Annotated in this window: 26 protein-coding genes; 11 read left to right on the forward strand and 15 right to left on the reverse strand. The window is 73.9% G+C overall.

Annotation, left to right across the window (positions count from 1 at the left end; genetic code table 11):
- The first annotated feature begins 121 nt into the window (after window positions 1-121).
- Window positions 122-796: a hypothetical protein gene (locus AB1207_RS03255; RefSeq protein WP_367636348.1), complete on the forward strand. Its 675-nt coding sequence runs from the start codon at window positions 122-124 to the stop codon at window positions 794-796.
- A gap of 7 nt (window positions 797-803) precedes the next feature.
- On the opposite strand, the gene ligD (AB1207_RS03260) is transcribed toward AB1207_RS03255, so the two are convergent.
- Window positions 804-1,751 carry a non-homologous end-joining DNA ligase gene (gene ligD / locus AB1207_RS03260; protein ID WP_367636349.1) on the reverse strand — a complete coding sequence of 316 codons (948 nt, stop codon included), beginning with the start codon at window positions 1,749-1,751 and terminating at the stop codon, window positions 804-806.
- A gap of 3 nt (window positions 1,752-1,754) precedes the next feature.
- Entirely contained in the window at window positions 1,755-2,681 is a 927-nt protein-coding gene (gene ligD / locus AB1207_RS03265) for a non-homologous end-joining DNA ligase (protein ID WP_367636528.1), read from the reverse strand.
- Between the two features lie 118 nt (window positions 2,682-2,799).
- Between ligD (AB1207_RS03265) and AB1207_RS03270 the strand changes: the two genes are divergently transcribed.
- A complete protein-coding gene (locus tag AB1207_RS03270) occupies window positions 2,800-3,846 on the forward strand; it encodes a siderophore-interacting protein (RefSeq protein ID WP_367636350.1) in 1,047 nt (348 codons plus the stop codon).
- A gap of 10 nt (window positions 3,847-3,856) precedes the next feature.
- A complete protein-coding gene (locus AB1207_RS03275; protein ID WP_367636351.1) occupies window positions 3,857-4,708 on the forward strand; it encodes a siderophore-interacting protein in 852 nt (283 codons plus the stop codon).
- Window positions 4,709-4,720: 12 nt separating this feature from the next.
- Here the strand turns inward: AB1207_RS03275 and AB1207_RS03280 are convergent, their stop codons facing one another.
- On the reverse strand, window positions 4,721-5,266 hold the full coding sequence (locus tag AB1207_RS03280; RefSeq protein WP_367636352.1) for a hypothetical protein: 546 nt from the start codon (window positions 5,264-5,266) through the stop codon (window positions 4,721-4,723).
- A gap of 82 nt (window positions 5,267-5,348) precedes the next feature.
- Window positions 5,349-5,612 carry a hypothetical protein gene (locus AB1207_RS03285; protein WP_367636353.1) on the reverse strand — a complete coding sequence of 88 codons (264 nt, stop codon included), beginning with the start codon at window positions 5,610-5,612 and terminating at the stop codon, window positions 5,349-5,351.
- 59 nt (window positions 5,613-5,671) lie between these two features.
- On the opposite strand from AB1207_RS03285, the gene AB1207_RS03290 reads away from it, so the two are divergent.
- Window positions 5,672-6,829 (forward strand): AAA family ATPase, encoded by a 1,158-nt coding sequence (locus AB1207_RS03290; protein ID WP_367636354.1) that lies wholly within the window; start codon window positions 5,672-5,674, stop codon window positions 6,827-6,829.
- Between the two features lie 142 nt (window positions 6,830-6,971).
- Here the strand turns inward: AB1207_RS03290 and AB1207_RS03295 are convergent, their stop codons facing one another.
- Window positions 6,972-7,526 (reverse strand): hypothetical protein, encoded by a 555-nt coding sequence (locus AB1207_RS03295; RefSeq protein ID WP_367636355.1) that lies wholly within the window; start codon window positions 7,524-7,526, stop codon window positions 6,972-6,974.
- 160 nt (window positions 7,527-7,686) lie between these two features.
- Window positions 7,687-8,985, reverse strand: coding sequence for an AAA family ATPase (locus tag AB1207_RS03300; protein ID WP_367636356.1), 1,299 nt, complete (start codon window positions 8,983-8,985; stop codon window positions 7,687-7,689).
- Between the two features lie 187 nt (window positions 8,986-9,172).
- On the opposite strand from AB1207_RS03300, the gene AB1207_RS03305 reads away from it, so the two are divergent.
- Window positions 9,173-9,682, forward strand: coding sequence for a hypothetical protein (locus tag AB1207_RS03305; RefSeq protein WP_367636357.1), 510 nt, complete (start codon window positions 9,173-9,175; stop codon window positions 9,680-9,682).
- 154 nt (window positions 9,683-9,836) lie between these two features.
- Here the strand turns inward: AB1207_RS03305 and AB1207_RS03310 are convergent, their stop codons facing one another.
- Window positions 9,837-10,691 carry a 3-methyladenine DNA glycosylase gene (locus tag AB1207_RS03310; RefSeq protein WP_367636358.1) on the reverse strand — a complete coding sequence of 285 codons (855 nt, stop codon included), beginning with the start codon at window positions 10,689-10,691 and terminating at the stop codon, window positions 9,837-9,839.
- A 78-nt stretch (window positions 10,692-10,769) separates the two neighbouring features.
- On the opposite strand from AB1207_RS03310, the gene ku reads away from it, so the two are divergent.
- Entirely contained in the window at window positions 10,770-11,786 is a 1,017-nt protein-coding gene (ku, locus tag AB1207_RS03315; protein WP_367636359.1) for a non-homologous end joining protein Ku, read from the forward strand.
- 138 nt (window positions 11,787-11,924) lie between these two features.
- A complete protein-coding gene (locus tag AB1207_RS03320) occupies window positions 11,925-13,280 on the forward strand; it encodes an MFS transporter (RefSeq protein ID WP_367636360.1) in 1,356 nt (451 codons plus the stop codon).
- A 27-nt stretch (window positions 13,281-13,307) separates the two neighbouring features.
- Here the strand turns inward: AB1207_RS03320 and AB1207_RS03325 are convergent, their stop codons facing one another.
- Complete coding sequence (locus AB1207_RS03325) at window positions 13,308-14,990, reverse strand: ABC1 kinase family protein (RefSeq protein WP_367636361.1); 1,683 nt, start codon at window positions 14,988-14,990, stop codon at window positions 13,308-13,310.
- Between the two features lie 266 nt (window positions 14,991-15,256).
- Window positions 15,257-16,090, reverse strand: coding sequence for a helix-turn-helix domain-containing protein (locus AB1207_RS03330; protein ID WP_367636362.1), 834 nt, complete (start codon window positions 16,088-16,090; stop codon window positions 15,257-15,259).
- A gap of 189 nt (window positions 16,091-16,279) precedes the next feature.
- Between AB1207_RS03330 and AB1207_RS03335 the strand changes: the two genes are divergently transcribed.
- Window positions 16,280-17,059 carry an MBL fold metallo-hydrolase gene (locus AB1207_RS03335; RefSeq protein ID WP_367636363.1) on the forward strand — a complete coding sequence of 260 codons (780 nt, stop codon included), beginning with the start codon at window positions 16,280-16,282 and terminating at the stop codon, window positions 17,057-17,059.
- An 88-nt stretch (window positions 17,060-17,147) separates the two neighbouring features.
- Window positions 17,148-17,399 carry a hypothetical protein gene (locus tag AB1207_RS03340; RefSeq protein ID WP_367636364.1) on the forward strand — a complete coding sequence of 84 codons (252 nt, stop codon included), beginning with the start codon at window positions 17,148-17,150 and terminating at the stop codon, window positions 17,397-17,399.
- A gap of 28 nt (window positions 17,400-17,427) precedes the next feature.
- Here AB1207_RS03340 and AB1207_RS03345 read toward each other — a convergent pair whose 3' ends face one another.
- Window positions 17,428-18,018, reverse strand: a complete 591-nt coding sequence (locus tag AB1207_RS03345; RefSeq protein ID WP_367636365.1) for a TetR/AcrR family transcriptional regulator — start codon at window positions 18,016-18,018, stop codon at window positions 17,428-17,430.
- A gap of 118 nt (window positions 18,019-18,136) precedes the next feature.
- Between AB1207_RS03345 and AB1207_RS03350 the strand changes: the two genes are divergently transcribed.
- Entirely contained in the window at window positions 18,137-19,018 is an 882-nt protein-coding gene (locus AB1207_RS03350; protein WP_367636366.1) for an SDR family oxidoreductase, read from the forward strand.
- A 10-nt stretch (window positions 19,019-19,028) separates the two neighbouring features.
- On the opposite strand, the gene AB1207_RS03355 is transcribed toward AB1207_RS03350, so the two are convergent.
- Entirely contained in the window at window positions 19,029-19,826 is a 798-nt protein-coding gene (locus AB1207_RS03355; RefSeq protein WP_367636367.1) for a helix-turn-helix transcriptional regulator, read from the reverse strand.
- A gap of 91 nt (window positions 19,827-19,917) precedes the next feature.
- Here AB1207_RS03355 and AB1207_RS03360 point away from each other — a divergent pair, with 91 nt between their 5' ends.
- Window positions 19,918-20,988: a zinc-binding dehydrogenase gene (locus AB1207_RS03360; protein ID WP_367636368.1), complete on the forward strand. Its 1,071-nt coding sequence runs from the start codon at window positions 19,918-19,920 to the stop codon at window positions 20,986-20,988.
- Between the two features lie 10 nt (window positions 20,989-20,998).
- Here the strand turns inward: AB1207_RS03360 and AB1207_RS03365 are convergent, their stop codons facing one another.
- From AB1207_RS03365 to AB1207_RS03380, 4 genes are all read right to left on the reverse strand, one after another.
- Window positions 20,999-21,388 (reverse strand): nuclear transport factor 2 family protein, encoded by a 390-nt coding sequence (locus AB1207_RS03365; protein WP_367636369.1) that lies wholly within the window; start codon window positions 21,386-21,388, stop codon window positions 20,999-21,001.
- Window positions 21,385-22,515 (reverse strand): FAD-binding oxidoreductase, encoded by a 1,131-nt coding sequence (locus tag AB1207_RS03370; protein ID WP_367636370.1) that lies wholly within the window; start codon window positions 22,513-22,515, stop codon window positions 21,385-21,387. The genes AB1207_RS03365 and AB1207_RS03370 overlap by 4 nt, the downstream gene beginning before the upstream one ends.
- On the reverse strand, window positions 22,512-23,795 hold the full coding sequence (locus tag AB1207_RS03375) for an aromatic ring-hydroxylating oxygenase subunit alpha (protein ID WP_367636371.1): 1,284 nt from the start codon (window positions 23,793-23,795) through the stop codon (window positions 22,512-22,514). Before AB1207_RS03375 ends, AB1207_RS03370 begins: the two co-directional genes overlap by 4 nt.
- 178 nt (window positions 23,796-23,973) lie before the next feature.
- A complete protein-coding gene (locus AB1207_RS03380) occupies window positions 23,974-25,563 on the reverse strand; it encodes a BCCT family transporter (protein WP_367636372.1) in 1,590 nt (529 codons plus the stop codon).
- Window positions 25,564-25,729 lie beyond the last annotated feature (166 nt).

A 25,729-nucleotide genomic window follows, 5' to 3' on the forward strand; every position in this document is an offset into this window, starting at 1 on the left:
GCCAGTCGACCGTGGTGTGCGCGGCCGGTCAACGGCTTTCCACCCGCCGGCACGCGTGCGCCTCCACAGGAGGGCGAAGTGGTTGGCCTGGGCGGGGGTCGGTTCCCTACCATCGTCGGCGATGGAGAGCGAACCCACCGTCCTGTCCCGCCGGGGCGAGACGATCACCCTGGACGCCGAGCACGTCGGCGACGTGCACCGGCACAGCGCCTTCAGCCTGTGGGACGACGCCGAGTCCCCCGACGACCCGGACCCCCGCACCCAGGTGCGCGCGGTCGGCGAGCCGGTGCCCGTGCGGCGCGCCGACTTCGACGACGTGACCCGGGCCGAGACCGAGGCGCTCACGACGCTGGCCGGTGCCGTCGACCACGCGTGCCTGGAACGGCTGCTCCCGCAGGTCGACGTCGAGGACGTGGCCCCGGAGGCGCTGGCCGCCTGGCTCGTCGAGGCCACGCAGTCCGTCAGCGAGGCGTCCGCGTCGGTCGACAGCCCGTCCGCCTACCTGGACGCCGAGCTGCGCCGCCACGCCGGGCTCCGCCTCATCGGCGGCCGCCGGCGGACGGTCGACGCGGGGTGGTGCGAGGCGGACGTGCAGTTCACCTCCCGCCGGCAGCGTCCCTGGTACGCGGTCGTCGCGGACGAGCAGCTCACGGGTCTGCGCGGGTACCTGCAGGTCAGCCTCACGTCGGTCGACTTCGGGGCCGAGGAGTTCCTGACCGCGAGCGCCGTCTTCGGCTACTCCCCGCGGATCAGCCTGCACCCCGGCCACGTGCGGATCGCGCGCGTCGGCGCCTGAGGGCTGCTCAGGACGTCGGGACGCGCGGGCCGGGCGGGGCGTCCGGTCCCAGGTCGGCGAGCAGGTCCCCGTCCCGCGCGTAGCGCTCCCCGACCTCCTCCAACGTCAACTGCCGCAACGCGTCCGCGTCGGCGAGTTCGTCCCACGTGCGGGGGGCCGCGGCGCACGGACGTTCCCGCCCGCGCGGGGAGTACGGGGCGACGGTCGTCTTGGCGGAGTTGTTCTGGCTCCAGTCCAGCAGCACCTTGCCCCCGCGCAGCACCTTCGTCATCCGGCTGACGACGAGGTCGGGACGGTCCTTCTCCAGCCCCTGCGCCAGGCGGTGGGCGTAGGAGCGCAGGACGTCGGCGTCCTGCTCCCCGCTGACGGGTGCGTAGAGCTGCATCCCCTTCGACCCGGACGTGACGGGGAGGCACTCCAGCCCGTCGTCGGCGAGACGTTCGCGGACCGCGAGCGCCACCTCCGCGCACTCGGCGAGGCCGGCGCCCTCGCCCGGGTCGAGGTCGACGACGAGGCGGTCGGGGTGGTGGACGCCACCGCGCGGGCCGACGCGCCACTGCGGGACGTGCAGTTCGAGCGCGGCGAGGTTGACGAGCCAGACGAGGCCCGCGAGGTCCTCGACGAGCGGGTAGAGGATCTTCTCGCGGTTCTTCGTGCTGCCGGGGGCATCGAGCTCGACCGTGCGCACCCAGTCCGGCATCCCGCGCGGGACGTTCTTCTCGAAGAACGACGAGGAGGCGACGCCGTCGGGCCAGCGCTTGCGGGTCAGCGGGCGCTGGTGGAGCTGGGCGAGCAGGGCGGGCGCGACGGTCGTGACGTAGGTCAGGACCTCGGCCTTGGTGGTCCCCGTGGAGGGGTAGAGCACCTTCTCCAGGCGCCGCAGCCGCAGCCGCCGTCCCTCCACCTCGACGACGGTGTCCTCGCCCTCGTTCTTCCTCGCGTTCTGCGTGGCCATGGGTCACTCCTCGCGGACGTCGGACGGGTCGAGGTCGCCGCGCAGTCCGCGCAGCGTGGGCTGGCGCAGGCGGCCACCGGTCGTGCGGCCGAGGTGGCGGACCTCGACGACGGCCACGGGTGCGGTGAACGTGGCGCCCTTGGCGTCCACGCGCGGCACGTCCACGACGGGCTCGGCCACCTCGTGACCGGCCAGCCGGGCCCGCAGGTCCTCCTCGAGCGCACTGCTGAGACCGCTGCCGGCGCGCCCGACGAAGCGGAGCCGGCCGTCGGCCGCGGGCACCGCGAGCAGCAGGGCCCCCATCCGGTGCGAGGAGCCTTCGGCGGGTCGCCAGCCGACGACGAGGCAGGCCTGGTGCCTCCGGTGGGCGTGCTTGACCCAGTCGGGGCTGCGCCGGCCCGGTTGGTAGACGGACGTCCGGCGTTTGGCCACGACCCCTTCGAGGCCCTGCTCCAGCGTCGCGGCCAGCAGCGACCGCGCGTCGGGGTAGACGGGCGAGACCTGCCAGGCGCTGCCCGACGGCGGGAGCCGGTCGAGGGACTCGCGGCGCTCCTGCCACGGCCGGTCGAGCAGGCCGACGCCGTAGAGGCGCAGGACGTCGAAGGCCATGAGCGTGACGGGCGTGCGACGGGCGGCGGCGGCGGCCGAGCGGGCGTCCTGGACGTGCATCCGCTCGGCGAGCGCCGCGAACGACGGCAGGCCGTCCTGCAGGGCGACGACCTCGCCGTCGAGCAGCACGTCGGCGTGGGCGTCGGCGAGGTCGGCGAGGTCGGGGAAGGTGACCGTGACGTCCCGGCCGGTGCGCGAGCGCAGCGACACCCGGCCCTCGTGGACGTCGGCGAGGACGCGCATGCCGTCCCACTTCACCTCGTAGGCCCAGCGGTCGCCGTCCGCGGGCACCCCGGCGGCCGGCGCGGCGGTCGCCAGCATCGGGAGCACGGGTCCCACTCTGCTGGGACGGCGCCCGCCGGGCCAGTGGGGGCCCGGCGGTTCCCACCGCGCTCGACGTTGGTTAGCCTGTCCTCACATCGATCGAGGGGTAGTGGGGATGAGCGCGCAGACGGACGACCGCACGGACCAGCGCACGGACCAGCGCACGGACCAGCGCACGGACGAGGTGCGGGTCGCCCGCGGGGAGGCGGCGCGGGCCTCGTACACCCTGTTCCGGGTCCGCGTGGCCGCCGTGGAACGGCTGGGCACGAGCTTCGTCCGGCTGACGATGACGTCCCCGGACCTCGCCCGCTTCGGCGCCGCGGGGTACGACCAACGCTTCAAGGTCCTGTTGTTCCCCCGCCCGTTCGAGGACTACGGGGTGCCGCAGGGCGACTGGTACACGTGGTGGCGCGAACTGCCCGACGAGGTCCGGCCCGTCATGCGGACGTACACGGTGCGGGCGTTCCGGCCGGCGACGGCCGCCGCCGACGCGGAGATCGACGTCGACTTCGTCCTGCACGGGATCGGCGAGGGGACCGGTGACGGGGGCGCGCACGCCGGGCCGGCGTCGCGCTGGGCCGCCGGTGCCGCGGTCGGTGACGAGGTCGTCCTCGTCGGGCCGGACGCTCCGGGGACCGGTCGCATGTGGGGCGTGGAGTGGGCTCCGCCCGCCGAGGCCCGCACGCTGCTGCTGGCCGGCGACGAGACGGCGGTGCCGGCCGTGTCCGCGGTGCTGGAGCAGTTGCCCGCCGGCGTCGCCGTGACCGCGCTGCTCGAGGTGCCGGACGCGGGCGACATCCTCGACCTGCGCTCGGACGCCGACCTGACGGTGGAGTGGTTGCCGCGCAACGACGTCCACGCCCCCGGCGACCTCCTGCAGCGCCGGGTCCACGACGTCGCCTCGGCCCTGGTGGACCAGGTGCGCGCGGAGGACCTGACCAGCCAGGGCACCGACCAGGACGGGGAGGACGAGGACGGGATCCTCTGGGACGTCCCGGAGAACGCCGAGGCCGCGGGCCCGGAATGCCTCTACGCGTGGTTGGCCGGGGAGTCGGGCGTCGTCAAGGCGCTGCGGCGCCACCTCGTGCGCGAGGTCGGCGTCCCGCGGTCCTCGGTGGCCTTCATGGGGTACTGGCGTGCCGGGCGGGCCGAGGGTGAGTGAGGATCGGACCGTGCGGAACCCCTTCAAGCGCGGCACCGAGCGTCCTGCCGGTGGCCGTCGCCAGCGACGCGGCGTGGTGCAGCGCGTCGAACGGCTGACCCCCGAGATGGTGCGCGTCGTCCTCGGCGGCGAGGACCTCGCGGACTTCGGCGTCGAGCAGGCCGACTCGTACGTGAAGCTCGTGTTCCCCCTCCCCGGTGTGAGCTACCCCGAACCGTTCGACGTCGCCGCCGTGCGTGCTGAACGTCCCCGGGAGGAGTGGCCCGCGCAGCGCACCTACACCGTGCGCGCGGTGACCGACGGGGAGGTGACGATCGACTTCGTCGTCCACGGTGACGAGGGGATCGCCGGCCCCTGGGCCGCCGCCGCCCGACCGGGGGACGAGGTCTGGATGCTCGGGCCGGGCGGCGCGTACACGCCGTCGGCCGACGCCCCGTGGCACCTGCTCGTCGGTGACGCGAGCGCGCTGCCCGCGATCTCGGCGTCCCTGGAGCACGTTCCCGCGGGTGCGATCGCGGTCGCCGTCGTCGAGGTGCACTCCCCCGCCGAGGAACTGCTCCTGACCTGCCCGGGGGACCTGCGGCTGCACTGGGTCCACCGCGCCGCGCCCGACCCCGAGGCGCTCGTCGAGTTCCTGCGGTCCCTCGACCTGCCCGCCGGAGCCCCGCACGCCTTCGTCCACGGCGAAGCGGACACCGTCCGCGCCGTGCGGCGGTGGGCGCGCACCGACCTGGGCGTCACCCGGGAACTGCTGTCGGCGTCGGGGTACTGGCGGCGCGGACGCACGGAGGACGGGTGGCGCGAGGAGAAGCGCGACTGGGTCGCCGCGACCGAGACGGACGACGCGAGCGCCGGCGTCTAGGGCCCTCGACCGTCAGGTGAGGGCGTAGCCGAGCACCGCCACCGTGCCCTCTGCGGGCCGGACGACCGTCTCGACGCCGGGGTCTTCCGCGGCCACCGTGAGGTCGTGGACGTCCACCACCCCGTCGGGGGCGCAGCCGACGACCGACGACGCCTGGGGATCCACGGGTGCCGACGCCGGGCTCGGTGACGCGGTGGTGCCGGCCGCCGGCCGGGTGAGGACGGTCAGGGAACCGGTCCCGACGCACGCGACGTGGACCTGGTGCGCGCCGACCGGGACGAGGTCTGCTCCGGTGACGGACGTGAAGCCCTCCACCTGCCACCCGTCCGGCGTGTCCGATCCCGTGGGGACCTGCGTGCGGCTCACGCCGACCGCGTCGGCGGGGACCTGGAACACCTGCCCCAGCACCTCGCCGTCGTGGGCCAGTTCCGCCCGGTGGTCGCTGACGGGCGGGGTGCCGACCTGGGCGTCGTGCCTCCCGTCCGGGGCCGCACCGGCCGAGCAGCCGGCCACCAGGACGAGCACGACGGCGCCGACCGCGGCCCCACGTCTGATCATGGTCGAACCATGACAGGCGGGGGCGCCGGTGTCCGGCGTTCTCGAACTCCTCAGGAACGCCTTCGTCCCCCTGGGACGAGAGTCAGTCCTGGGCTCGTTCCCAGATCAGGGCGCAGACCACCCACCAACCCACCTGGACGACTCCCGTCCAGAGCAGGACGACGCCGGCCAGGACCATCAGCGCCACGTCGCCGGTCGTCACGCCGGACACCAGCAGGAGCAGCCCCGCCACCAGGCTGACCACCGCAGCGGACCGCATCGTGCGCAGGTGGGGGTTGCCCTCGGCGTCGTCGCCGGCGAGCGCGCGCAGCCGGGTGGACAGGGCCCGCGGGGCGTGAGTGGTCACGCCTCATCATGGCCCCGTGGTCGTGGGGGCCGCAGCGCAGCGCCTCTACCCTGCTTCCCGTGCGGACAGCGACGGCGCGGCTCTGGTGGTTGCACGGGTCCCCGTGCGCGGGGAAGTCGGTGACCGCCTGGGAACTCCACACGAACCTCCTCGCCGGTGAGCCCCGCGCGTACTTCGACGTCGACCAGGTCGGCATGTGCTACCCCGAGCGCGAGGACGACCCGGACCGGTACGCCCTCAAGGCCCGCAGCGCCCGTGCCCTCGCGCGCTGCCTGGTGGCGGCCGGCGCGAGGACGGTCGTCGTCTCGGGCGTGCTCGACGACGCGTCCATGCAGGCCCTGCGCGGCGAGGCGGTGCACGGCACCGACGTCGCGTTCTGCCGGGTGCGGGTCGACCGCGACGAACTGGTTCGCCGTCTGCGCGCCCGGTACGGCCCCGACCTCGCCCAGCGCGCCCTCGACGAGGCGGAGGACGCCGACCGGCTGGACGAGGGGCACCTGACGGTCGACAGCGGTTCGGCCCCTCCCCGGGAGGTCGCCGCGCGGGCCGCGGAACTCCTGGAGGGGGCGAGGCCCGGTTCCCCGCCGCCACGCGTCGACCCGCTCCCCGCACCACCACCGCTTCCCGCGCCCGACGGTGCCACCGCCGTCCTCCTCGTCGGCCCGCCCGGTGCGGGGAAGTCCACCGCAGGTTTCGCCCTGTTCAGCACGTTGCTCGACGACGGTCGTCCCAGCAGTTTCCTCGACCTGCAGCAGGTGGGCTTCCTCGCGGACGTTCCCCGGCCCGCCGACGATCCCGGTGGCCACCGGCTCAGGGCTGCGTGCGTCGCCGAGGTGTGGCGGGAACACCGTGCCGGCGGGGCGCGCGCCCTCGTGCTGAACGGACACGTGAGGACGCAGGGGGACGTCGCGCACTACCGGGCCGCGCTGGGTGACGTGACGCTCACCGTGGTCCGGTTGCGGGTCGGACGGGAATCCCTCGAGGACCGGCTGAGGGAACGAACCCTCGGCCTCGGGCCGGCTCTGGCCGGCGACGAACTCGTCGGTGCGGACGCCGACGAGGTGCAGCGCACCGTGGACCGAGCACTCAGCGAGCAGCGGCGTCTGGAGGACGAAGACCCTGCTGACGTCGTCGTGGACACCGACGGCGTCGACGCCCACGCCGTCGCGGAGGAGATCGCGGCCCTGCTCGGCGGGGAACCGGCCGAGGACGGCTGACCCGACGAGTCGACTGGCAACCCTGCCGACGGGTTCGCCCACGGGGAACCCTCGTCGGGACCACCGGCTCCGCGCGACGCGCGGCTCCGGCGGCAGTTCCAGGCGGGCTGACCCGTCGCTGCACTGGCCGGAGTGCCCCGGCTCACCCCTCGTGGAGGACGTCGGCTGCCAACCCGGTCAGGATCGCGTCCCGCTCGTGGTCGCCGGCCTCCCTCGTCGCCGACGGCGCCCAGCGCAGCTCCTCCACGAGCAACAACTCCCCCAGCCCCGCCACGGCGCCGACGTGGCCGTCCTGCTGGAGGGCGAGCAGTCGTGACGTCACCTGCTCGACGGTGATCTCACCCCGTGACCACCGCGCCAGCTCGACCGGCAACCACTCCGCCCCGGCGGGTTCCTCTCCCGGCACCGCCTCGTCCACGGCAGCACCGGGCAACTCCTCGAGCATCCGCCGCCACAGGTCGTCCAGGCCCCACGCGTCGTGCCGGGCATGACCGGCGAGTTCCCTCATGAGGGGGCTGTCCAGCCCCGCCGCCAACCAGCGCGCCGCCAGACCGGGCAGATCGCTCGACAGCACGAACCCCAGTTCGCGTCCCACGACGGCCTGGCGAACCGTCGGGAGCACCCCCGCGTCGTCCGCCGCAACCCGACGCTGCGTCGCGGGGAGGAGTTCGCGCAGGCGCACGCCCGGAGGGCTCACGTCGTCGGGCTGGGGGTCCAGCGGCCGCCGCTCCGTGCTCCGCCAGGCGCGCTCGCGTCGCCGACGCCTCCACCGTCCCAGCACCCGACCATCGTGCCAGGCGCGAACCCCGACCTCCCGGTCGATCGCCTTCGCCGGTCCCACTGCTCGGCGACACGACTCACTGCCGCGCGAGCCGCTCGATGTCCTCGACGAACTCACCGGCGACCTCGGCCGACACCGTCTTGCGCGTCACGGCGATGGCCGCGAGGTAGTGGCGCGTCGCGGGACCCTCGGGGGCGTCGGCACCCCCCTCGAGCGCCTCCTCCATCGCGGACTGCGAGGCACGGCGAGCGGCGAACTCGATGTCCGCCGGCGAGAAACCGTCGCTGCGCGCCACGACGTCGCCCAGCGCGATCCGGTCGCGCACCGCGCTCGGGACGTAGCGCTGCCAGATCGCCTCCCGCGCCCGGGCGTCGGGCAGGCCGATGGGCAGCAGGTAGTCGAAGCGGCCGTGACGCAGGAAGGCGCCGTCGAGGGAACGGATGAAGTTCGTCGCGCACACCAGCAGGCGCCCCGGGCGTTCCCGGAACGCGGGGATGAGCTTGAGCAGTTCGTTCGTGACCCCTTGCAGGGGCGAGGGAGGCAACCCGCCGCGCCGGCCGGCGATCTCCTCCACCTCGTCGATGAAGACGACGACGTGCTCGAGGTCCGCGACCCGGCTGAAGGTCTCGCGCAGCGCCCCCGCCAACCCCTGGGGGTCGGCGGCGAGCCGCGAGGGGAACACCTCGACGAACGGCCACTCCAACCGGGACGCGATGGCGCGGGCGAAGGTCGTCTTCCCGGTTCCCGGCGGCCCGAAGAGGACGACCGCGCGCGGCGGCGTCACCCCGAACTGCTCCGCGAGTTCCGGCTGCGCCAACGGCACGACGAGACGGCGTTCCAGCAGCGCCTTCTCCTGCTCCATCCCGCCGATCCCGTCCCACAAGCAGCGCGGCAGCATCCGCCCTCCGAGGTCGTTCAGCAACTGCACTTCCGACCGCTGCAAGGGGAGGTGGCGTTCGACGTAGTGCAGGTCCTTCTTCGCGACGAAACCCTGCCGGGCGAAGGCCTCGGAGGCGGCGAGGTCGTCGTTCAGCAGCGCCGAGAGCTGGGACAACCCTGCGCCGGACATGACCCGTTCGAGTTCGGCGAGCAGTCGGGCGCCGAGGTCCGGTCCACCGGACGCCGTCCCCAGGAAGACGACCCAACCCTGCGCGTGCGCCGCCCGGCCCACGACCGCGCCCACGATGCGTCCCCGGGAGTGGGCCACGACCGCGTGGTCCTTCTGGCAGGAGGCCAGGACCTCGGCCAGCCCGTAGACGGGCTCACCCGTCGTCATCTTGGCGGCCTCCCACAGGGAGAGCACGCCCTCGACGTCGTCGGGGTGGAAGGGACGCAGGCTGACCGGCCCGGAGGACGGGTGCGTTGGCTCGGACACCCTGCCACTGTGGGCGCCGGCGGGCGGCCCAGGACTCCGGCTCGGGGCGCAAGAAGCGCAACTCTTGACGTTCCGCGAAGGACGACCGCTCTTCGGGGGTCGATCGCGTCCCCACCCGCGAAACCACCCGTTCGGGCGCTCAAGGCGGCGGCCTCAAGAACCGAGGAGCACGTGCCGATGAGCGGGCATGCCGAGCGTGACGCGCACGACGATGGCGGTGGGGATCCTCACCCCGCTCCTGCTGCTGGCCGGCGGTCAGCTCCACGAGACCTCCGTGCGGGACGCCTCGGCGCCGCCCGTCCCCGCCGACTGCTCCGTCACGGCCCTGTACTCCCACGGCACCGACGCGGCCGGGCTGCGGGGACCGGACGCGGTGCGCGCCGACCTCGCGCGGCGGGCGGACGCTCTCCGCGCCGACGCCGGACGCGCCGACGCGGCCGGAGCCCGGGACCTTCGTGCGCAGGCCGACGCCGCTCGGGCACTGAGCCGGCCCGGCGCCGACAGCGACACCGCACCCGGCTCCCTCCGGCTCACCGCCCAGGACGACCAGGGCCGCGTCGTGGCCGAAGCCCGGTACGGCCTCGCCGGCCAGGTGTTCGTGGAACCGACCGCCGCCGACGGGTACGTCCTGCAGTCCTTCACGTACTCCCTCGAACCACCGGCCGGCCGCGGGAGCTGCACGAACGGCGGCAGCTGAGGGATCAGGAACCTCGGGGAACCGCCCTCGCTCGGGGTGTCCAGCGCGGCCTGGAGCGCGTCCCACCGTCCCCGGCCGGAGACGTCGGCGCGGACCACCAGGCCCCCCGCCGGGAGTACCCCTGAGGCCGGGAGAACCTTGCAGGAGCAGGCGCTCACGCCCGCAGCAGCGCCTCGCAGACGGCGACGAGGGCGACGCGCAGCGGGTCCGCCCGGTGCGCGAACTCCCGCTGGGCGCGGGCGTACTCCGCCTTCCCCTCCGGCGTCTCGATCGCGACGGGGCTCAAACCCATCGACGTCACGTCGTACGGCGAGGCGCGCATGTCGAGCACCCGGACGTCCTTGGCGAGTTCGAAGCAGTCGAGGAGCAGTTCCCCCGGCACGGCCGGTGACAGCTTCATGGCCCACCGGTAGAGGTCCATCGTCGCGTGCAGGCACCCCGGTTGCTCCTGCGCCGGCTGGTCCTGGCGCGTGGGCTGCAGCTCGTTGAGGGGGACGGCGGTGGGGGTGAAGAACCGGAACGCGTCGTGGTGGCTGCAGCGGATGCGGTGCGACTCCACGACCGCGTCCGTGCCGTCGTGCCCCAGCCGCAGCGGCAGACCGGCGTGCCGGACCTGCTCAGGACGGGTCCGGTGCACCATCGCCCACTCGTGGAGCCCGAAGCAGGCCAGCTGGGGGGCGCGGCCGCGGGTGGCGACGAGGACGTCGCGCGCGAGCCGGACCGTGGCGCGTCTGCGCCCGACGATCCCGGCCGCGTCGACCTGCACGCCCGCGGGGACGGCGACGTAGTTGGCCCAGTCCGCGCGCTCCTCGGCCCCGGCCAGGACGACCCCGACGCCGGGGTGCCAGCGCTGCAGCTTGCCGGGCGCCCACGCGTAGTACGTGTAGAGGAAGTCCTCGACGGGGTGCGTCTCCCCCCGGGACCGCCGCTGCGCGGCCTGCCCCGTCAGCGCGGCGGCACGCTCGGCGTGCCGGCGCTCCCGTTCCCGCCAGGCCGTGGGGGCCAGCACCGGAGCCGCCGATGATTCCTGTGCGCGGGCCGGGTCCACCCCGTACGGTGGAACTCCGGTCTCCGGAAGGGGTACGTCATGCCACGCGCCATCTGGAAGGGCGCTGTGTCCTTCGGTCTGGTCAACGTGCCCGTGCGGCTCTACGCCGCGACCGGCGAGCACGACATCCGCTTCCACCAGGTCCACCGTACCGACGGTGGCCGGATCAAGATGAAGCGCACCTGCTCCATCGACGGCGAAGAGGTCTCCTACGACGAGGTCGCCAAGGGCTACGAGAGCCCCGACGGCAAGCTCGTCGTCCTCAGCGACGAGGACTTCGACGACCTGCCGGTGGCCAGCGGCCACGAGATCGACGTGCTGCAGTTCGTCCCCGTCGACCAGGTCGACCCGATGATGCTGTCCAAGCCGTACTACCTCGAACCGGAGTCGCGCGCGGCCAAGCCCTACGCGCTGCTGCGGGAGGCCCTCACCGCGACCGACCGCGTCGCCGTCGTCAAGGTCGCCCTGCGGCAGCGGGAGTCCATCGCGCTGCTGCGCGTGCGCGACAAGGCGATCGTCCTGCAGACGCTGCTGTGGCCGGACGAGATCCGGGCGGCGGAGTTCGAGGTCCTCGAGACCGACGTCGAGCTGCGCCCGCAGGAGCTGACGATGGCGGCCTCCCTCGTGGAGTCGCTCGCGGGCGACTTCCACCCCGAGGAGTTCGAGGACGACTACGCCGTCGCGGTGAAGAAGCTCATCGACGCCCGGCTGGACGACGCGGCCGCCGCCCCCGCCGCGCTCGCCGACGAGGACGCCTCCGGTGGCGGAGCGCGCGGCGGCGAGGTCGTCGACCTGCTCACCGCGCTCCAGCGGTCCGTCGAACGGGCCCGGGGCGGGTCCGGTGCGTCCGCGCCGGCCGAGGTCGCCGACGACGACGCCGAGGGGTCCAGCCGGCCGGCGGCCAGGAAGAGCGCGACGGCGAAGACGACCGCGAAGAAGGCCACAGCGAAGAAGACGGCGACGAAGCAGACCGCGGCCAAGAAGACGACGACCAAGAAGACGACCGCCAAGACGACGACCGCCAAGACGACGACGCGGGCCCGCAAGAGCGCCTGACCCCCACCCCGCCGTCCGCCGGGCGGCGGGGTGACCGATGCTTGCCCGAGGCCCCGGCCTCCGGCGTCCGCCCCGTGCGCCGGCCGACGCACGGAAGGACCGCCCCTCCTGAGCACCGACCCGCCGGACCGGCCCGTCGTGCGGCGGGGTCCGATCCTCGCCGCGCTGCTGGCCGCGACGTTCATGGCCACCATCGACGCGTCCATCGTCAACGTCGCGCTCCCGACCCTCGCGCGCGACCTCGACGCCTCCCCCTCGGACACCGTCTGGGTGACGACGGGGTTCCTGCTCGCGGCGGCCTGCTGCATCCCCGCGACGGCGGCCCTCGGGGACCGGGTGGGCCGGCGGCGGTTGTTCCTCCTCGGCGTCCCGCTGTTCACGCTCGCCTCGGTCGCGTGCGCGGCGGCCCCGACGCTCGACCTGCTCGTGGCCGCCCGCGTCGTGCAGGGCATGGCCTCCTCGCTCGTCCTCGCCGTCCCGATCCCCGTCTTCCGCCGCGTCGTGCCGCCCGAGCGCCTCGGCAGCGTGCTGGGACTGAATGCCATGACCGTGGCGCTGGGGACGTCCGCGGGCCCGGCGCTGGGCGGGGTGCTGCTCACGGTGGCGTCCTGGCCGTGGCTGTTCCTCGTCAACGTCCCCATCGGGGCGGCGGCCACCGCGCTCGGCTGGCGCTACCTGCCGAGCGTGCCGGGACGCCAGGCGCGGTTCGACCTGCGCGGCGCGCTGCTCGTCGCCGGGGCGATCGCCGCGTTCCTCCTCGGGGTCCGCGGTCTGGGGGCCGTCTCCACGCTGCCGGTCTCGGTGGCGCTGCTGCTCGTCGCGGTCGTCGTCACGGTCCTGTTCGTGCGGGCCGAACGCCGGGCCGCCGAACCGGTCATCCCGCCCGGGTTGTTCACGCGCCCCTTCTCCCTGGCGGTCGTCACGGCGACGTGCTCGTTCTTCGGACAGGGGACGGCGTTCGTGGCGTTGCCGTTCCTGTTCCAGGAGTCGTTCGGGGACAGCGCGTTGCGCTCGGCCCTGCTGTTCACGCCGTGGCCCGCGGTCATCGTCGTCGTGGCACCCCTCGCGGGCCGGCTCGCCGACCGCGTCTCCCCCACCCTGCTCGCGTGCGTGGGCCTGACCGTCCTGGCCGGCGGCCTGGTCTCCCTCGCGCTGCTGCCCGACGACGCCTCCACCGTCGACGTCCTCGTGCGGACGGCGGTGTGCGGGCTCGGGTTCGCGGTGTTCCAGTCCCCGAACAACCGGGACATGATGTCGGCCGCTCCCCTGCGGCACTCGTCGTCGGCCGCGGGCGTCCTGAACCTCAACCGCACGGTGTCGCAGTCGACCGGCTCGGGCGCGGTCAGCGTCGTGTTCGTCGCGACCGGGGTCGCCGCTGGTTCGGCCGCCGCGCACTCCGACGCCGTGACGAGCGTGCTGTTCCTCGGCGCCGGTGTCGTCGCGGTCGGGGCTGTCCTGGCGGCGGTCCGGTCCCGGGGGTCGGCCGAGGCCTGAGCCGTCCGTCCTCGTCGGAACCCCCGGTCAGCGGCGCCTCCGGTCGGCGGCACGGTCGAGGAGGACCAGGAGGGCCAGGGAACACACGAGGAGCAGGATCCACCCGGCGGTCGTCGGGGCGAGGACGGCACCCCGGTCGTCCGCCGGCACGGGGGTGGTCAACTGCTGCAGGCCGAGCAGACCCGTCAGCGTCGCGAGCACCAGGGCGGAGCCGCGGCGAAGACCCCCGGCCAGGCGACGGCGGTCCTGGTCGGTCAGCGCGACGCGGACGGTGACCTCGGCGGACTCCAGGGAGCGGCCGATCCGGTCCAGGCGCCGCGGGAGCCGGCGCAGCCCGGGCAGGGCCGACAGCACCTCGACCGCCACCCGGTCACGCACCCCGGCCCCCGTCAGCAGGACGTCCGGCCGCTCCGCCGCGACGGCGCGGAACTCGGCGAGCAGGTCCACCTCGGGGCTGAGCGCCTGCACGGTCCCCTGCAGGGTCGCCAGAGCGCGCGCGGCCGCGACCAGGTCAGGTGGGACCGCGATGCCGTGCGTGCGCAGCAGGAGCACGACGCCGTAGACCATCGACGAGTCCACCACCGCGCCGGCGCCCATCTCCTGCACGTTGAACCGGGACAGGCCGGCCCGGAACCGTCGTTCGACGACCGGGTCCTCCACCGGTGCCGCGGTCAGGAGCACGTCCGCCATGCGCTGGGGGTCGGACTGCAGGTACGCCACCAGCAGTTCGAGCAGCGACTCCCGCGCCTCCCGGTCCAGCACGCCGACGGCGCCGAAGTCGACGACGGCGGGAGACCCGTCCGGCTGGACCAGGACGTTCCCGGGGTGGAGGTCGGCGTGGTACTTCCCGTCGAGGACGAGCCGGGTCACGAAGGACCGCGCGAGGAGCCGCAGGGCGTCCGAGACCGCCGACCGCTCGGTGCCACCGGCACCCCGTGCGGAGTCGGGGGACGTCGCCGCGCGCCGGGCGGCGACGTCCGCCAGGCTCTCGCCCTCGATGAACTCCATCGTGATGACGCGGACCGTGCACCACCGCGGGAAGACCTCCGGGTACCGGACCCTCCCCGGCCGACCGGGATCGCGTTGACCAGCGGCCAGCGACCGCAGGTTCCGGACCTCGATCGAGAGGTCGACCTGGCGCACCAGTTCGTCGGCGTACTGCGAGACCACCTCGTCCATCCGGAGCCGACGCGCCTCCGCCGACCAGCGCACCACCTGCTCCCCCAGCCGGCGCAGGAGGTCCACGTCCCGCTGGACCAGTGCGCGCACCTCGGGTCGCTGCACCTTGACCGCGACGACCGACCCGTCGTGCAGCACGGCCCGGTGCACCTGGGCGATCGAGGCCGCGGCCACGGGCTCAGGGTCGAAGGTGCGGAAGACGTCGCCCAGCGTCGTCCCGAGCTCCCCCTCGACGACCGCACGCACGTCGGCCCAGGCCACCGGGGTGACCGCGTGCTGGAGCCGGGACAGTTCACCCGTCCACTCCGGTGGCAGGAGGTCGTCGCGGGTCGACAGCAGCTGACCGGACTTCACGAAGACCGCGCCCGCCTCCTCCAGCGCTCCCACCGCGGCGGCGGCCTGCCGTCGGCGGGCAGCGCTGGTCGCCGGATCACGACCGAGGTCCAGGCGGTTCGGGGGCAGCAGGCCGTGCCGCCGCGCGGTGCGCAGGAGCTGCACCGCACGCTGTCCGGGTCGTGCACCGTCGTCCATGCCGAACGGTCTCCTCACGTCGAGGGCCGGGGAACACCGAGCGGGCCCGGCAGCCACCGTGGACTGCCGGTCGTCGTGGAGTCCCGGAGGGGGTGGAGGTGGAACCTGGGGGTGTTTCGGCCGGGGCCCGGGAGGGCGTCCGGCGACACCGCGCGCCACCTCGCCCCGCGCTCGGGGGTGGACCGGCCTCGGCCTCCGGCGAGAGTACCGTCCCACCGACGCGGGTCGACGCGGAACTCGGTGGGACCCGTCGGGGGGGAGAAACCTCAGCCCCGCGGCGTCGTGGCGTCCTGCCGGAACGTTCCCGGCGTCGTCCCCGTGCGGCGGACGAAGAACTTCACGAAGTTCGTCGTCTCCTCGAAACCCAGCCGCCGCCCCACGGCGGCCACGGTCAGGTCGGTGTGGGCCAGCAACCGCCGAGCCTCCAGGGCGACGCGGTCGTCCACGACGTCCTTGGCCGAGGACCCGACCGCGGCGTGGCACGCGCGCGTGAGCGTCCGCGGGCTGCACCCCACGAGCGCGGCGTACGACTCCACGGACCGGTCCGAGGCGAAGCGCTGCTCCAGCAGGCGACGGAAGCGCGCGTGGACCTGGTCGGCCCCGCCGGTCCTCGCGGAGACGGGCGATCCGTGCTCGGCCGCCAGCAGCAGCGCGGCCAGCAGCAGCTGCAGGACCCCCGCGTCGGGATGACCGTTCCCGCCCTCCAGGGCCAGTTGCTCGCACAACCGGACGAGCCGGGCGTTCTGCTCGCTGCCGATCGACGTCTGCCGCACCGACGTGGGCACCCACGTGTCGAGAAGCCCGGACACCTGGACCACCGGGGACACGAAGTCGGCGGTGAACAGCACGTGCCACCCCTGCGTGGTGTCGTCCCGGTCGAAGCGCTGCACCTGACCCGGCCTCACCCACAGGAACGTCCCCGGAACCGCTGCGCAGGAGTCGAAGTCGACCTCGCGTCGGCCCCGTCCCGCGGTGACGAGGCTCAGCGTGTGGAACTCGAGCCGGTGCAGGCGGTCCGGGTGCCGTGCCCGCCGGTCCCGGAGCTCGGCGAGATTGACGACCTCGAACCCGGGAGTCCGCACGGCCGCGGAGAAGGGCAACCGCGGAATCCTCTGACGTCCCGGCACCGCGTCCCCCACCCCGCGCGCACGCCTCGGACGGTTCTCCCGGCCGCGCTCCGTGTCCGATCCTGACCCTGACCCGGCGGGATCGCACCGTGCCCACGCAGCACCGGAAGGGGCACCGTGGAACCACTCCAGTCCGGAGCCCGTCCCCCAGGAGGAACCACCGTGATCGGCACCGTCCACGTCACCGACCGGGGCGCCGTGCGCGTCCACACCTACGTCGCCCCCGACGCGAGCGTGAACGTCACCTCGCACGTCGTCGAGACCCCGCACTCCCTCGTCGTCGTCGACGCCCAGTTCCTCGGCCGCTTCGCCGACGAGGTCGTCGAACTCACCCGCGACCTCGGCAAACCCGTCGACCGGGTCGTCATCACGCACGCCCACCCCGACCACTACGCCGGTGCGGGGCACTTCGACGCTCCCAAGCACGCCCTGCCCGTGGTCATCGACCAGATCCGCGCCCGCGGCGACGTCCAGGACCCGACGGGCACCACGGTGGCCCTCCGCGACGTCCTGCCGACCCAGGCCCTGGAACCCGGGACGACCGTCATCGACGGCGTCCCCTTCGTCTTCGAGGCCGTCAGCGGGGGCGAGGCCCCCGACCAGCTCGTGGTGAAACTACCGGAGCAGCGCGTCGCCATCGTCCAGGACCTCGTCTACAACCACATCCACCTGTTCCTCGGGGACGACGACATCCCCGGGTGGCGTCGCGCGGTCGCCGTCCTGGCCGCCGACCCCGGGTACGACGTCGTCCTGCCCGGGCACGGGCAGCCGACGACCCCGGCCGTGTACGCCGAGGTGGAGCGGTACCTGGCCACCGCCGCGGAGGTCCTCGGCGACGACGGCGACGCCTACGAGGCCGCCATCACCGAGCGGTACCCCGACTACGACGGGACGTTCGTCATCGACATCGCCAACCGGTACCTGTTCGGCGCCGGGCACTGACGCCGGCCCCGGGCGTCGCCCGGGGACGGGGTGGTCCGAACGGGTGACGGTCTGGCGGCCGGAGGGCCACTCCTCCAGGATGCGGAGGGTGGACACCGGGACCGACACCTCGCTGCGGTCCGGCCTCGCGCGCTGGCGTCGCGGCACGCGGCCCCGCCACGGCGCGCTCGTCGCCTCCGACGTCTGCCTGGCCGCCCTGGTGGTGGGAGTGGCCGTGCTGCTGGGGATCCAGGACATCAGCCCCTGGCTGACCGTCCTGGGCGGGCTGGCGGCCGTCGGGGCCACCGCCGACGCCGTCCGCGAGGTGCACCTCCTGCGGCGAGCCGCCCGAGACGGCTGACCCCGGGGTCAGCCGTCCATCCGCGGGCTCAGCTCCCGCCGTGGACCAGCGCCGCGCCGGCTGCGCGCAGTTCCTCGTACGCGACGGCGGCGTGGTCCCAGAAACTGCCCGCACGCTCGGCCTCCGCCTCGCTCCAGGCGGAGAAACCCCGCTTGAACGCCAGGACGCCGAGTTCGGCCGCGACGTGCGCCTGCACCTCCGGAACCCCTCTGCCCTGCAACGCCTCGGCCATCGCCGCGGCCATCCCGACGCTCTTGAGGGCGTCGCGCTCCTGGAGTTCCGCACTGGCCGCGACGGCGGCCTTGAGGCGGGGGCCGAGTTCCCGGTTCGCCGGGCCCATGGCGTCGCAGGCGAGTTCGAGGCCGGCGGCGACCGCGTCCAGCGGCGGGGCCCCCTCGGGCGCCGCGGCGATGCCCTCGGCGAGCAGGGCGCTGAGGGTCTCCTGCCCGGCGACCAGCAGTTCCCGCTTGTCGGGGAAGTGCCGGAAGAACGTGCTCTTGGTGACGCCGGCCCGCTCGGCGATCTGGGTCACGGTCGTCGCGTCGTACCCCTGCTCGGTGAACAGGTCGACCGCGGCGACGACCAGCCGTTCGCGGGCTCCCGGTTCCCATCGCGCCATGGCCCCACCCTAGGTCACGGGACAACAGTCCCGTCCTGACGGGACAAGGGTCCCATCAGGGGCGTACGGTGAGTTCCACGGGACAACGGTCCCGTCACCCTGACCTGGAGGTTCACCCATGCACGTCCTCCTCACCGGCGCCACGGGCACGATCGGTTCCGCCGTGGCGGCCGAACTGCTCGCGCACGGCCACACCGTCCTCGCCCTCGCCCGCTCCGACGCCTCCGCCGACGCCGTCCGCGCCCTCGGAGCCGAACCCCTGCGCGGCTCCCTCGCCGACCTCGACGTCCTGCGCGCCGGGGCCACAGCCACCGACGGCGTCGTCAGCCTCGCCTTCGACCACGCGACGCCCGACGCGGACGCCCTCGCGGCCTCCGTCGCCCAGGAGGCCGCCGCCGTCGCGGCCTTCGGCGACACCCTCGTGGGCACCGGGAAACCGCTCGTCGTCGTCTCGGGGACGCCCGCCGTCCCCGGACGCGCTGCGACGGAGGCGGATCCGCTCCCGACCGACGGTCCCGTCGCCGGGCGCGGACGCACGGTCACGGCTGCGTTGGCCCTCGCCGACCGCGGCGTCCGGGTCTCCTCGGTGCGCATGCCCCGCACGGTGCACCAGCGCGGCACCGGAGGTTTCGCGGGGCTGCTCACCGACGCGGCCCGCCGCAGCGGCGTCGCGGGCCACCCCGGCGACGGCACCCAGCGCTGGCCCGCTGTGCACGCCGCCGACGCGGCCTCGCTCGTCCGGCTCGCCCTGGAGTCGGCGCCCGCCGGCACGTCCTGGCACGCCGTCGCCGACGAGGGGGACGCGGTCCGCGACATCGCCGCCGTCATCGGACGGCGGCTCGGACTGCCCGTCCGCGCCGTCCCGGCCGAGTCGTTCGGCCCCTTCGGACCCGTGTTCGCCGCCGACCAGCCGGCCTCCAGCGCGCACACCCGGGCGGTGCTCGGCTGGGAACCGCGCCACCCCGGCCTGCTCGCGGACCTGGAACTCCTCGAACCCTGAGGGGTGCGCCTCACCCGGCCTGCGAGAGCAGGTGCACGACGAGCGCGAGGTCGGGCTGCCCCGCCACCGCGAAGGACGCGTGCGGGACGTCGAGGACGCCGCGTCCGGCCAGGCGCAACCGCTTCGTCCCGCTGCGGCTCGCCCGCACGTCGTGCCGCGACCACCACTCCCTCGCCTGCGGACTCACCGCCCGCAGGTCGGCGACGAGCGCGTCGCGGCGTGGGTCGTCGGGCCGCTGGGCGACCGTCGCGCGCAGACGCGCCAGGAGGTCCTGCGCGACGGCGTCCCACTGCACCAGCACCTCACGCGCGGCCGGGTCGGTGAACACCCACCGCGCCAGGTTCGGGGCGGGACCACCCACCAGGAGCGGGAACACCGCCGCCGCGGCCGGGTTCCACACGAGCACGTCGAACGTGCCGGTCACGACGTAGGCCGGGTCGGGGTCCAGCGCCCGGACCACCCCGGCGACGGCGACCGGGACCTCGGGCGCGGAGGGTTCCAGGGGTGGAGCCGTGAGGTCCACGACGTGACGACGCTCGGCGGCGGTGAGCTGCAGCGCCGTGGCGAGGGCGTCGAGCACCTGGCGGGAGGGGCGGACGTCGCGGCCCTGTTCGAGGTACGTGAGCCAGGTGGCGCTGATCCCCGTCAGCACGGCCAGCTCCTCCCGGCGCAACCCCGGGGTCCGGCGACGGCCGGTGAGCGGCAGGCCCACGTCCGCGCAGGTGAGCCGTTCGCGGCGGCTGCGGAGGAACGACCCCAGTTCCCGGCGGCGCGCGGCGGCGACGGAACGGTCCTCGACGACGGTCACCGAACCTCCCGCGGCGGTGCTCGCCTGGTACCCCGGGTACCAGGACGAAGGGATTCTGGATACCAGGCTAGACCCGTTCGACGCTGGTCCGGTGAAGACCTGGTTCCTCGACGAGACGTCCTCCGACCTGCGGCGGGAGGAGGTGCCCGAGCCCGTGCTGCGGCCGGGCGCCGCGTTGGTGGACGTGCTGGCCGTGCACGTCCCCGCCTACACCTCCGCACTGACGACCGGCGCCCGCGGCGACCTGCCGACGCCGATGGTCCTGGGCACCGGCGGGGTCTGCCGCGTCACGGCCGTCGCCGACGACGTCTTCGGCGTCCACGTCGGCGACGTGGTGGTCAACGGCGGCCTGCTCCGCTCGACCGACGTCACCCGCCCCGAGGAGTTCATCCTGTCCTGGACGGGCATCGGCGGCACCGGGGACCGCACGCCCGACGTCGCCCGCCTGCGAGGGGTGTGGCGGGACGGCACCTTCGCCGAGCGCGCGGTCCTGCCGGCCTCCGTGCTCGTGCGGCTGCCCGGCGCCGAGGAGGACCCCAGGCCCGAACGCCTCGCCGTGCTCCCCTGGCTGGCCATCGCCGCGCAGGGGTGGGACCGCGGCGGCCAACGCCCCGGCGACGGCGTGGCCGTCCTGGGGGCCACCGGCCAGCTCGGCGGCGCGGCGGTCCTGCTCGCCCTCGCCCGGGGGGCGTCGCGCGTCGTGGCCGTCGGCCGCAACGCCGAGGCGCTGGACCGGCTGGCCGCCCTCGACACCCGCGTCGTCCCGGTCGTCCTCACCGGGGACCGCCGGCGGGACGCGGCGGCCGTCGCGGCCGGAGGAGCTCCCGGCGTCGTCCTCGACGCGCTCGGTGCCGCCACGAGCGCCGAACCCACCCTGACGGGTTTCGACAGCCTCGCCCCCGGGGGGACGCTCGTCCTCGTCGGTGGCGTCCGGCACGACCTGACGATTCCCTACGGCTACCTCATGCGCCGGCGCCAGACCGTCACGGGGTCCTGGATGGCCCGTCCGGAGACGCTGGCGACGGTGTGGCGGCTCGTGCACGGCGCGGTCCTGGACCTCGACGCGGTGGCGGTGGCCACCGTCGGGCTCGACGACCCCGCCGGCGCGCTGGACCAGGCCGCACGGTCGCGCGGGCTGGAGTTCGTCGTCCTGGTCCCCTGAGGCCGGACACTCACGTGCCCGCGACCCCGGGCCGGTGGGCCGGAGGTGCCGGGAGCTCCTCGCCCCACACCTCGACGAGCTCGGTCACGAGACCGTCCGCCACGCGCAGGAACGAAGCGACGTGGAACACCCCGTCGCCCCCGGACGCGGGGGTGACCCGTGCCCGCAGCACCGCGCGGTCACCGGAGGCGACGAGGTCGGTGACGGTGAACCGCCAGCCGCCGGGGTAGTCGCGGTTGAAGGCGACGAACTGCTCGCCCGTGAACGTCTCCCCGGTGTGGACCAGGGTCGCGGTGGACCCCGGCGCCAGGAGGGAGGCGAGGGAGGCCCAGTCGCGGTCGTCGACGGCGTCGGCGAAGGACCGGGCGACCCGTCCGGCTGCGCCCTCCTCGCCGCTCACGCGTCGATGGCCACGTCGCCCAGGGGCCGGCTGCAGCAGATGAGGACCTTGCCCGCCGCGATCTCCCGCGGGCGGATGCCGCCGTTGTGCTGCATGTCGACCTCGCCGGTCAGGAGCACCGTCTTGCACGTGCCGCACATGCCCTGGCTGCAGGAGCTCGGCGGGGACATCCCGGCACGGAACGCCGCGTCGAGGATGAACTCGTCCGGGGCGCAGGGGAAGGTGCGGCCGGACTTCGCCATCGAGATCGTGAACGTCCCCGCGTCCGCCCCCGCCGGGACGTCCGCCCCGATCGACCCCACGTCGACGGGGTCGGTGTCGGCGAAGGCCGCCTGCGGCAGTGCCTCGAAGGTGAACGTCTCCTCGTGGTGGTGGGCGAGGTCGAACTCCAGCTCGCCGAGGATCTCCCGGACCGTGGCCATGTAGCCGTCGGGGCCGCAGACGAACACCTCGCGGTCGTGCAGGTCCGGGGCGATCTCCCGCAAGGCCTCGCGCGTCAGCCGACCCTTCCAGCCCCACCACTCCTGGCCGGGGCTGTCCTGGCTGCAGACCTGCACCACGTTGACCGTCGGGAACTGGGTGGGCAGCCCGAGCAGTTCGGGCCGGAAGATGATGTCCGCCGGGCTGTGCGCGGAGTGGACGAAGACCACGTCGACGTCGGACCCCAGGTCGACGAGGGTGCGCGTCATCGAGATGAGCGGCGTGATGCCCGACCCCGCGGAGAGGAACAGGTACTTGCGCGCGGGGTGGTGGACCATGCTGAACGCCCCGAGCGGCGGGGCCGCCGACACCCGGTCCCCCACCGACAGGTGGTCGTGCAGCCAGTTCGAGACGAGTCCGCCGGGTTTGCGCTTCACCGTGATGGCCAGACGGTGCGGCCGGGTCGGCGGGGAGGAGATCGTGTAGGAACGCTGGAGGCGCTGCCCGTCGACGTCCAGGTGCAGGGTGATGAACTGCCCCGGGTCGAAGTGGAAGACCTGCGGGCCGACCGGCTCGAACCAGAACGTCTTGACGTCGTGGGTGATCTCCCGGACCCCGCCGCAGACGAGTTCGGCGACGTCGACGTCGTCGCCCCAGGCCGTGATCTCGCCGGGGTGCGGGACGCCCTGCGTCTCGGTGACCGTCACGCGATCGCCTCGAGCAGCCGCGTCACGTACCAGTTCACGAACGCCTCGACGTCGTCCTCGACCATCGAGTACGGCCCCGGCACGTACCCGGGGTTCGCGCAGCCGACCTGCGTCCCGGCGACCAGCGCCCGGTCCTGGTCGTTGGTGGCGCGCCACACCATCGTCAGCGCGTCGAGGTCGTAGTCGACGCCCTCGACCGCGTCCGGGTGGACGAGCCACGTCGTGCGCAGCGTGCTCGTGCCCGTCGAGGTCGGCAGCACGGAGAACACCACGGCGTGGTCGGACAGCAGGTGGAACCAGGAGTTCGGCTGCATGTGCAGCGAGAGGTCCCCGAAGGCGGCGTCCTGCACGGACCCCAGCAGCTTCGTGCAGACCGCGGCGCCGTTCGGGGCGAAGGACTTTCCCTCCCCGTCCAGGGGCAGGTGCGAGAGCTGGAAACCCACCTGGCGCGTGTCCAGTTCGCGGTGGTCGCGCAGCGGCAGGCCGTGGTCGGCCCGCACCTTCGCCAGCGCGTCGGCCGCCTTGACGTAGCGGTCGTACAGCGGCTTCAGGCGGGGGGTGATGTCCTCGGCCTCGTAGGCGAAGAGGGGGAAGTACGCCGTGATGAGTTCGGGGTGCCCGTCGCAGTGGTAGCACTCGCGGTTGTTCTCCATGACGAGCTTCCAGTTGCCCGCCTCCTGCAGGTCGTACGTCACGGCGACCTTGGCGCGGTCCAGCTCGTACGGCCGCAGGTGGGGTTCGAGGACCTCCGCCACGGCGTCGAAGTCCTCGGGCGCGTCCTGGGCCAGGCAGATGAACACCAGGCCGGCGAGGTTGCGGACGTGCACCGACCGCAGCGAGAAGCAGGACTTGTCGAACGTCGCCGGCTGCGACTCGGCGAACAGCAGCTTGCCGTCCACCCCGTACGTCCACCGGTGGTACGGGCAGACGATGTTCCCGACCGACCCCTGCCGCTCCGGCAGCAACCGCGACCCCCGGTGGCGGCACACGTTGTGGAACGCCTGCACCTGCTCGTCGTCGTCGCGGACCACGATCACCGACCAGTCGCCCACCTCGACGGTGACGAAGTCCCCGGGTTCGGGCAGTTCGGCCGCCGCGGCGACGAAGATCCAGTTCCGCCCGAACACGACGTCGAGGTCGCGTTCGTACACCTCCTGCGAGGTGTAGAAGGGCGCCTCCAGGCTCATGCCCGGGACGCGACGGCGCACCAGCTCGTCGACGTCCTCCGGGGTCTGCTGGACCCCCGGAGCGCTGCGGGGGGCGACGGTGTGAGCGGTCATGCTGCGCTCCCTCTCGAGGAGTTCGGTCCTGGCCGGTCCGTTCCGCATCACGGAACAGGTGCCTCATCGCGGAACGAGTCTGGGACCGCGGAGAAGGCCGTGTCAAGCAACGCGCGGGGCGCCGCGGCCGGCCGCCGGGAGACGGCCGATCACAGCGCCCCGCAACGCCTTGCGAGCGTCAGTCGTCGACCGTGACCGGCGCCTTGGACACGTCCACCTGCACCGGTCGCGGGCTCACCGGACGCATGAGGCGGTCGGACCGGATGTCCTTGGTGATGGCGATGCACAAGGCCACCATGACGACGAGGAACGGGGTCGCGGCGATGATCGTGACGTTCTGCAGCGCCTGCAGGCCGCCGGCGTAGAGCAGGACCACGGCCACCGCACCGGTGAGCACACCCCACAGGGCGGTCAGCCAGCGCCGGGGTTCGTCGTCGCCGTGGCTCGACAGGGACGCCATGACGATGCTCGCCGCGTCGGCGCCCGAGACGAAGAAGATGGCGACGAGGACGACCACGAGCACGGAGGTGACGCCGGCCAGGGGGAACTGCTGGAGCAGCGTGAACATCTGGGTGTTCTGGTCCGGGCTGGCCAGGACGTCCAGCGCCCCGGTGAGCTGCTCGTGGATCGCGGTGCCGCCGAAGACGGAGAACCACACGAGGGAGACGAGGGTCGGGATGAGCATGACGCCCACCACGAACTCGCGGATGGTCCGGCCGCGGGAGATCTTCGCCAGGAACGCGCCGACGAAGGGCGTCCAGGAGATCCACCACGCCCAGTAGAAGATGGTCCAGCCCGACAGCCACTCCGAGCCGCCGTAGGCGCCGGTGCGCACCGACATCTCCGGCAGGTGGGCCAGGTAGTTCCCCGCGGCGTTCGGCATCAGGTCGAGGATGAACACCGTCGGGCCGACGACGAACAGGAACAGCAGCAGGACCCCGGCGAGCACCATGTTCGTGTTCGAGAGGATCTTCACGCCGCGCTCGATGCCGCTGATGGCCGAGACCACGAAGCACAGCGTGAGGACGGCGATGATGCCGACCTGCCAGCCCGTGCCGCTGCCGGCACCGAACACCTGCGACAGGCCGCCGTTGATCTGCGCGGCCCCCAGGCCCAGGCTCACGGCCGAGCCGAAGATCGTCGCGAAGATGGCCAGGACGTCGATGGCGCGGGCGGCCCCGGCCCCACGGGGTCCGCGCAGCAGGGGCGCGAAGGCGGCCGAGAAACCTCCGGACCTCCCCTTGCGGTAGCTGGAGTAGGCCAGGGCCAGACCCACCACCGCGTAGATGGCCCACGGGTGCAGGCCCCAGTGGAACAGCGCGTAGTTCATCGCCTCACCGGCGGCGGCGTCCGTGCCGGGCTCGGTGCCCGCCTCCGGCGGCGTCATGAGGTGCGTCACCGGCTCGGTGACGCCGTAGAACATCAGGCCGATGCCCATGCCCGCCGAGAACATCATGGCGATCCAGGACGCCCGGGAGTGCTCGGGCCGCTCGTCGTCGGCCCCGAGGCGGATGCGACCCACGCGGCTGAACGCCAGGACGAGCGCGAACACCACGAAACCCGTCGCCCCGAGGACGAACGCCCAGCCGAGGTTGCCGGTGATCCAGGACAGCGCCGTCCCCGTGCCCGAGGCCAGCCGGCCGGGGACGACCACCCCGACCGCGAGGAGGACGGCCACGACCACCAGGGAGGCGGCCAGCACCGGGACGTCCAGCGGTCTTCTCCGCCTGTTCTCCGCACGCTCTTCGTCGATCTCCTGCTCGATCACGAGAGGTCCTCTCCGGAGGGGGTGCCGAGCACCCGGTGGGTGGGAGTGACGCTGTGGCACGGTAGTGCGGTTGTTGCGCGATGAGCAACGAGTTCACCAGAACGCAACAGAGCGGGAACACTCGCGGAACACCGGCCCGCCGGGGCGGCGACCCCAGGACGGTGGG

The sequence above is a fragment of the Kineococcus endophyticus genome (assembly GCF_040796495.1).
Taxonomy (GTDB): domain Bacteria; phylum Actinomycetota; class Actinomycetes; order Actinomycetales; family Kineococcaceae; genus Kineococcus; species Kineococcus endophyticus.

Coding starts and splice junctions, on each gene's coding strand:
- AB1207_RS03255 (WP_367636348.1), top strand. CDS start 122: ATGGAGAGCGAACCCACCGTCCTGTCCCGCCGGGGCGAGACGATCACC.
- ligD (WP_367636528.1), bottom strand. CDS start 2,681: ATGCTGGCGACCGCCGCGCCGGCCGCCGGGGTGCCCGCGGACGGCGAC.
- AB1207_RS03305 (WP_367636357.1), top strand. CDS start 9,173: ATGCCGAGCGTGACGCGCACGACGATGGCGGTGGGGATCCTCACCCCG.
- AB1207_RS03350 (WP_367636366.1), top strand. CDS start 18,137: ATGCACGTCCTCCTCACCGGCGCCACGGGCACGATCGGTTCCGCCGTG.
- ligD (WP_367636349.1), bottom strand. CDS start 1,751: ATGGCCACGCAGAACGCGAGGAAGAACGAGGGCGAGGACACCGTCGTC.
- AB1207_RS03270 (WP_367636350.1), top strand. CDS start 2,800: ATGAGCGCGCAGACGGACGACCGCACGGACCAGCGCACGGACCAGCGC.
- AB1207_RS03325 (WP_367636361.1), bottom strand. CDS start 14,990: ATGGACGACGGTGCACGACCCGGACAGCGTGCGGTGCAGCTCCTGCGC.
- AB1207_RS03345 (WP_367636365.1), bottom strand. CDS start 18,018: ATGGCGCGATGGGAACCGGGAGCCCGCGAACGGCTGGTCGTCGCCGCG.
- AB1207_RS03375 (WP_367636371.1), bottom strand. CDS start 23,795: ATGACCGCTCACACCGTCGCCCCCCGCAGCGCTCCGGGGGTCCAGCAG.
- ku (WP_367636359.1), top strand. CDS start 10,770: ATGCCACGCGCCATCTGGAAGGGCGCTGTGTCCTTCGGTCTGGTCAAC.
- AB1207_RS03280 (WP_367636352.1), bottom strand. CDS start 5,266: ATGATCAGACGTGGGGCCGCGGTCGGCGCCGTCGTGCTCGTCCTGGTG.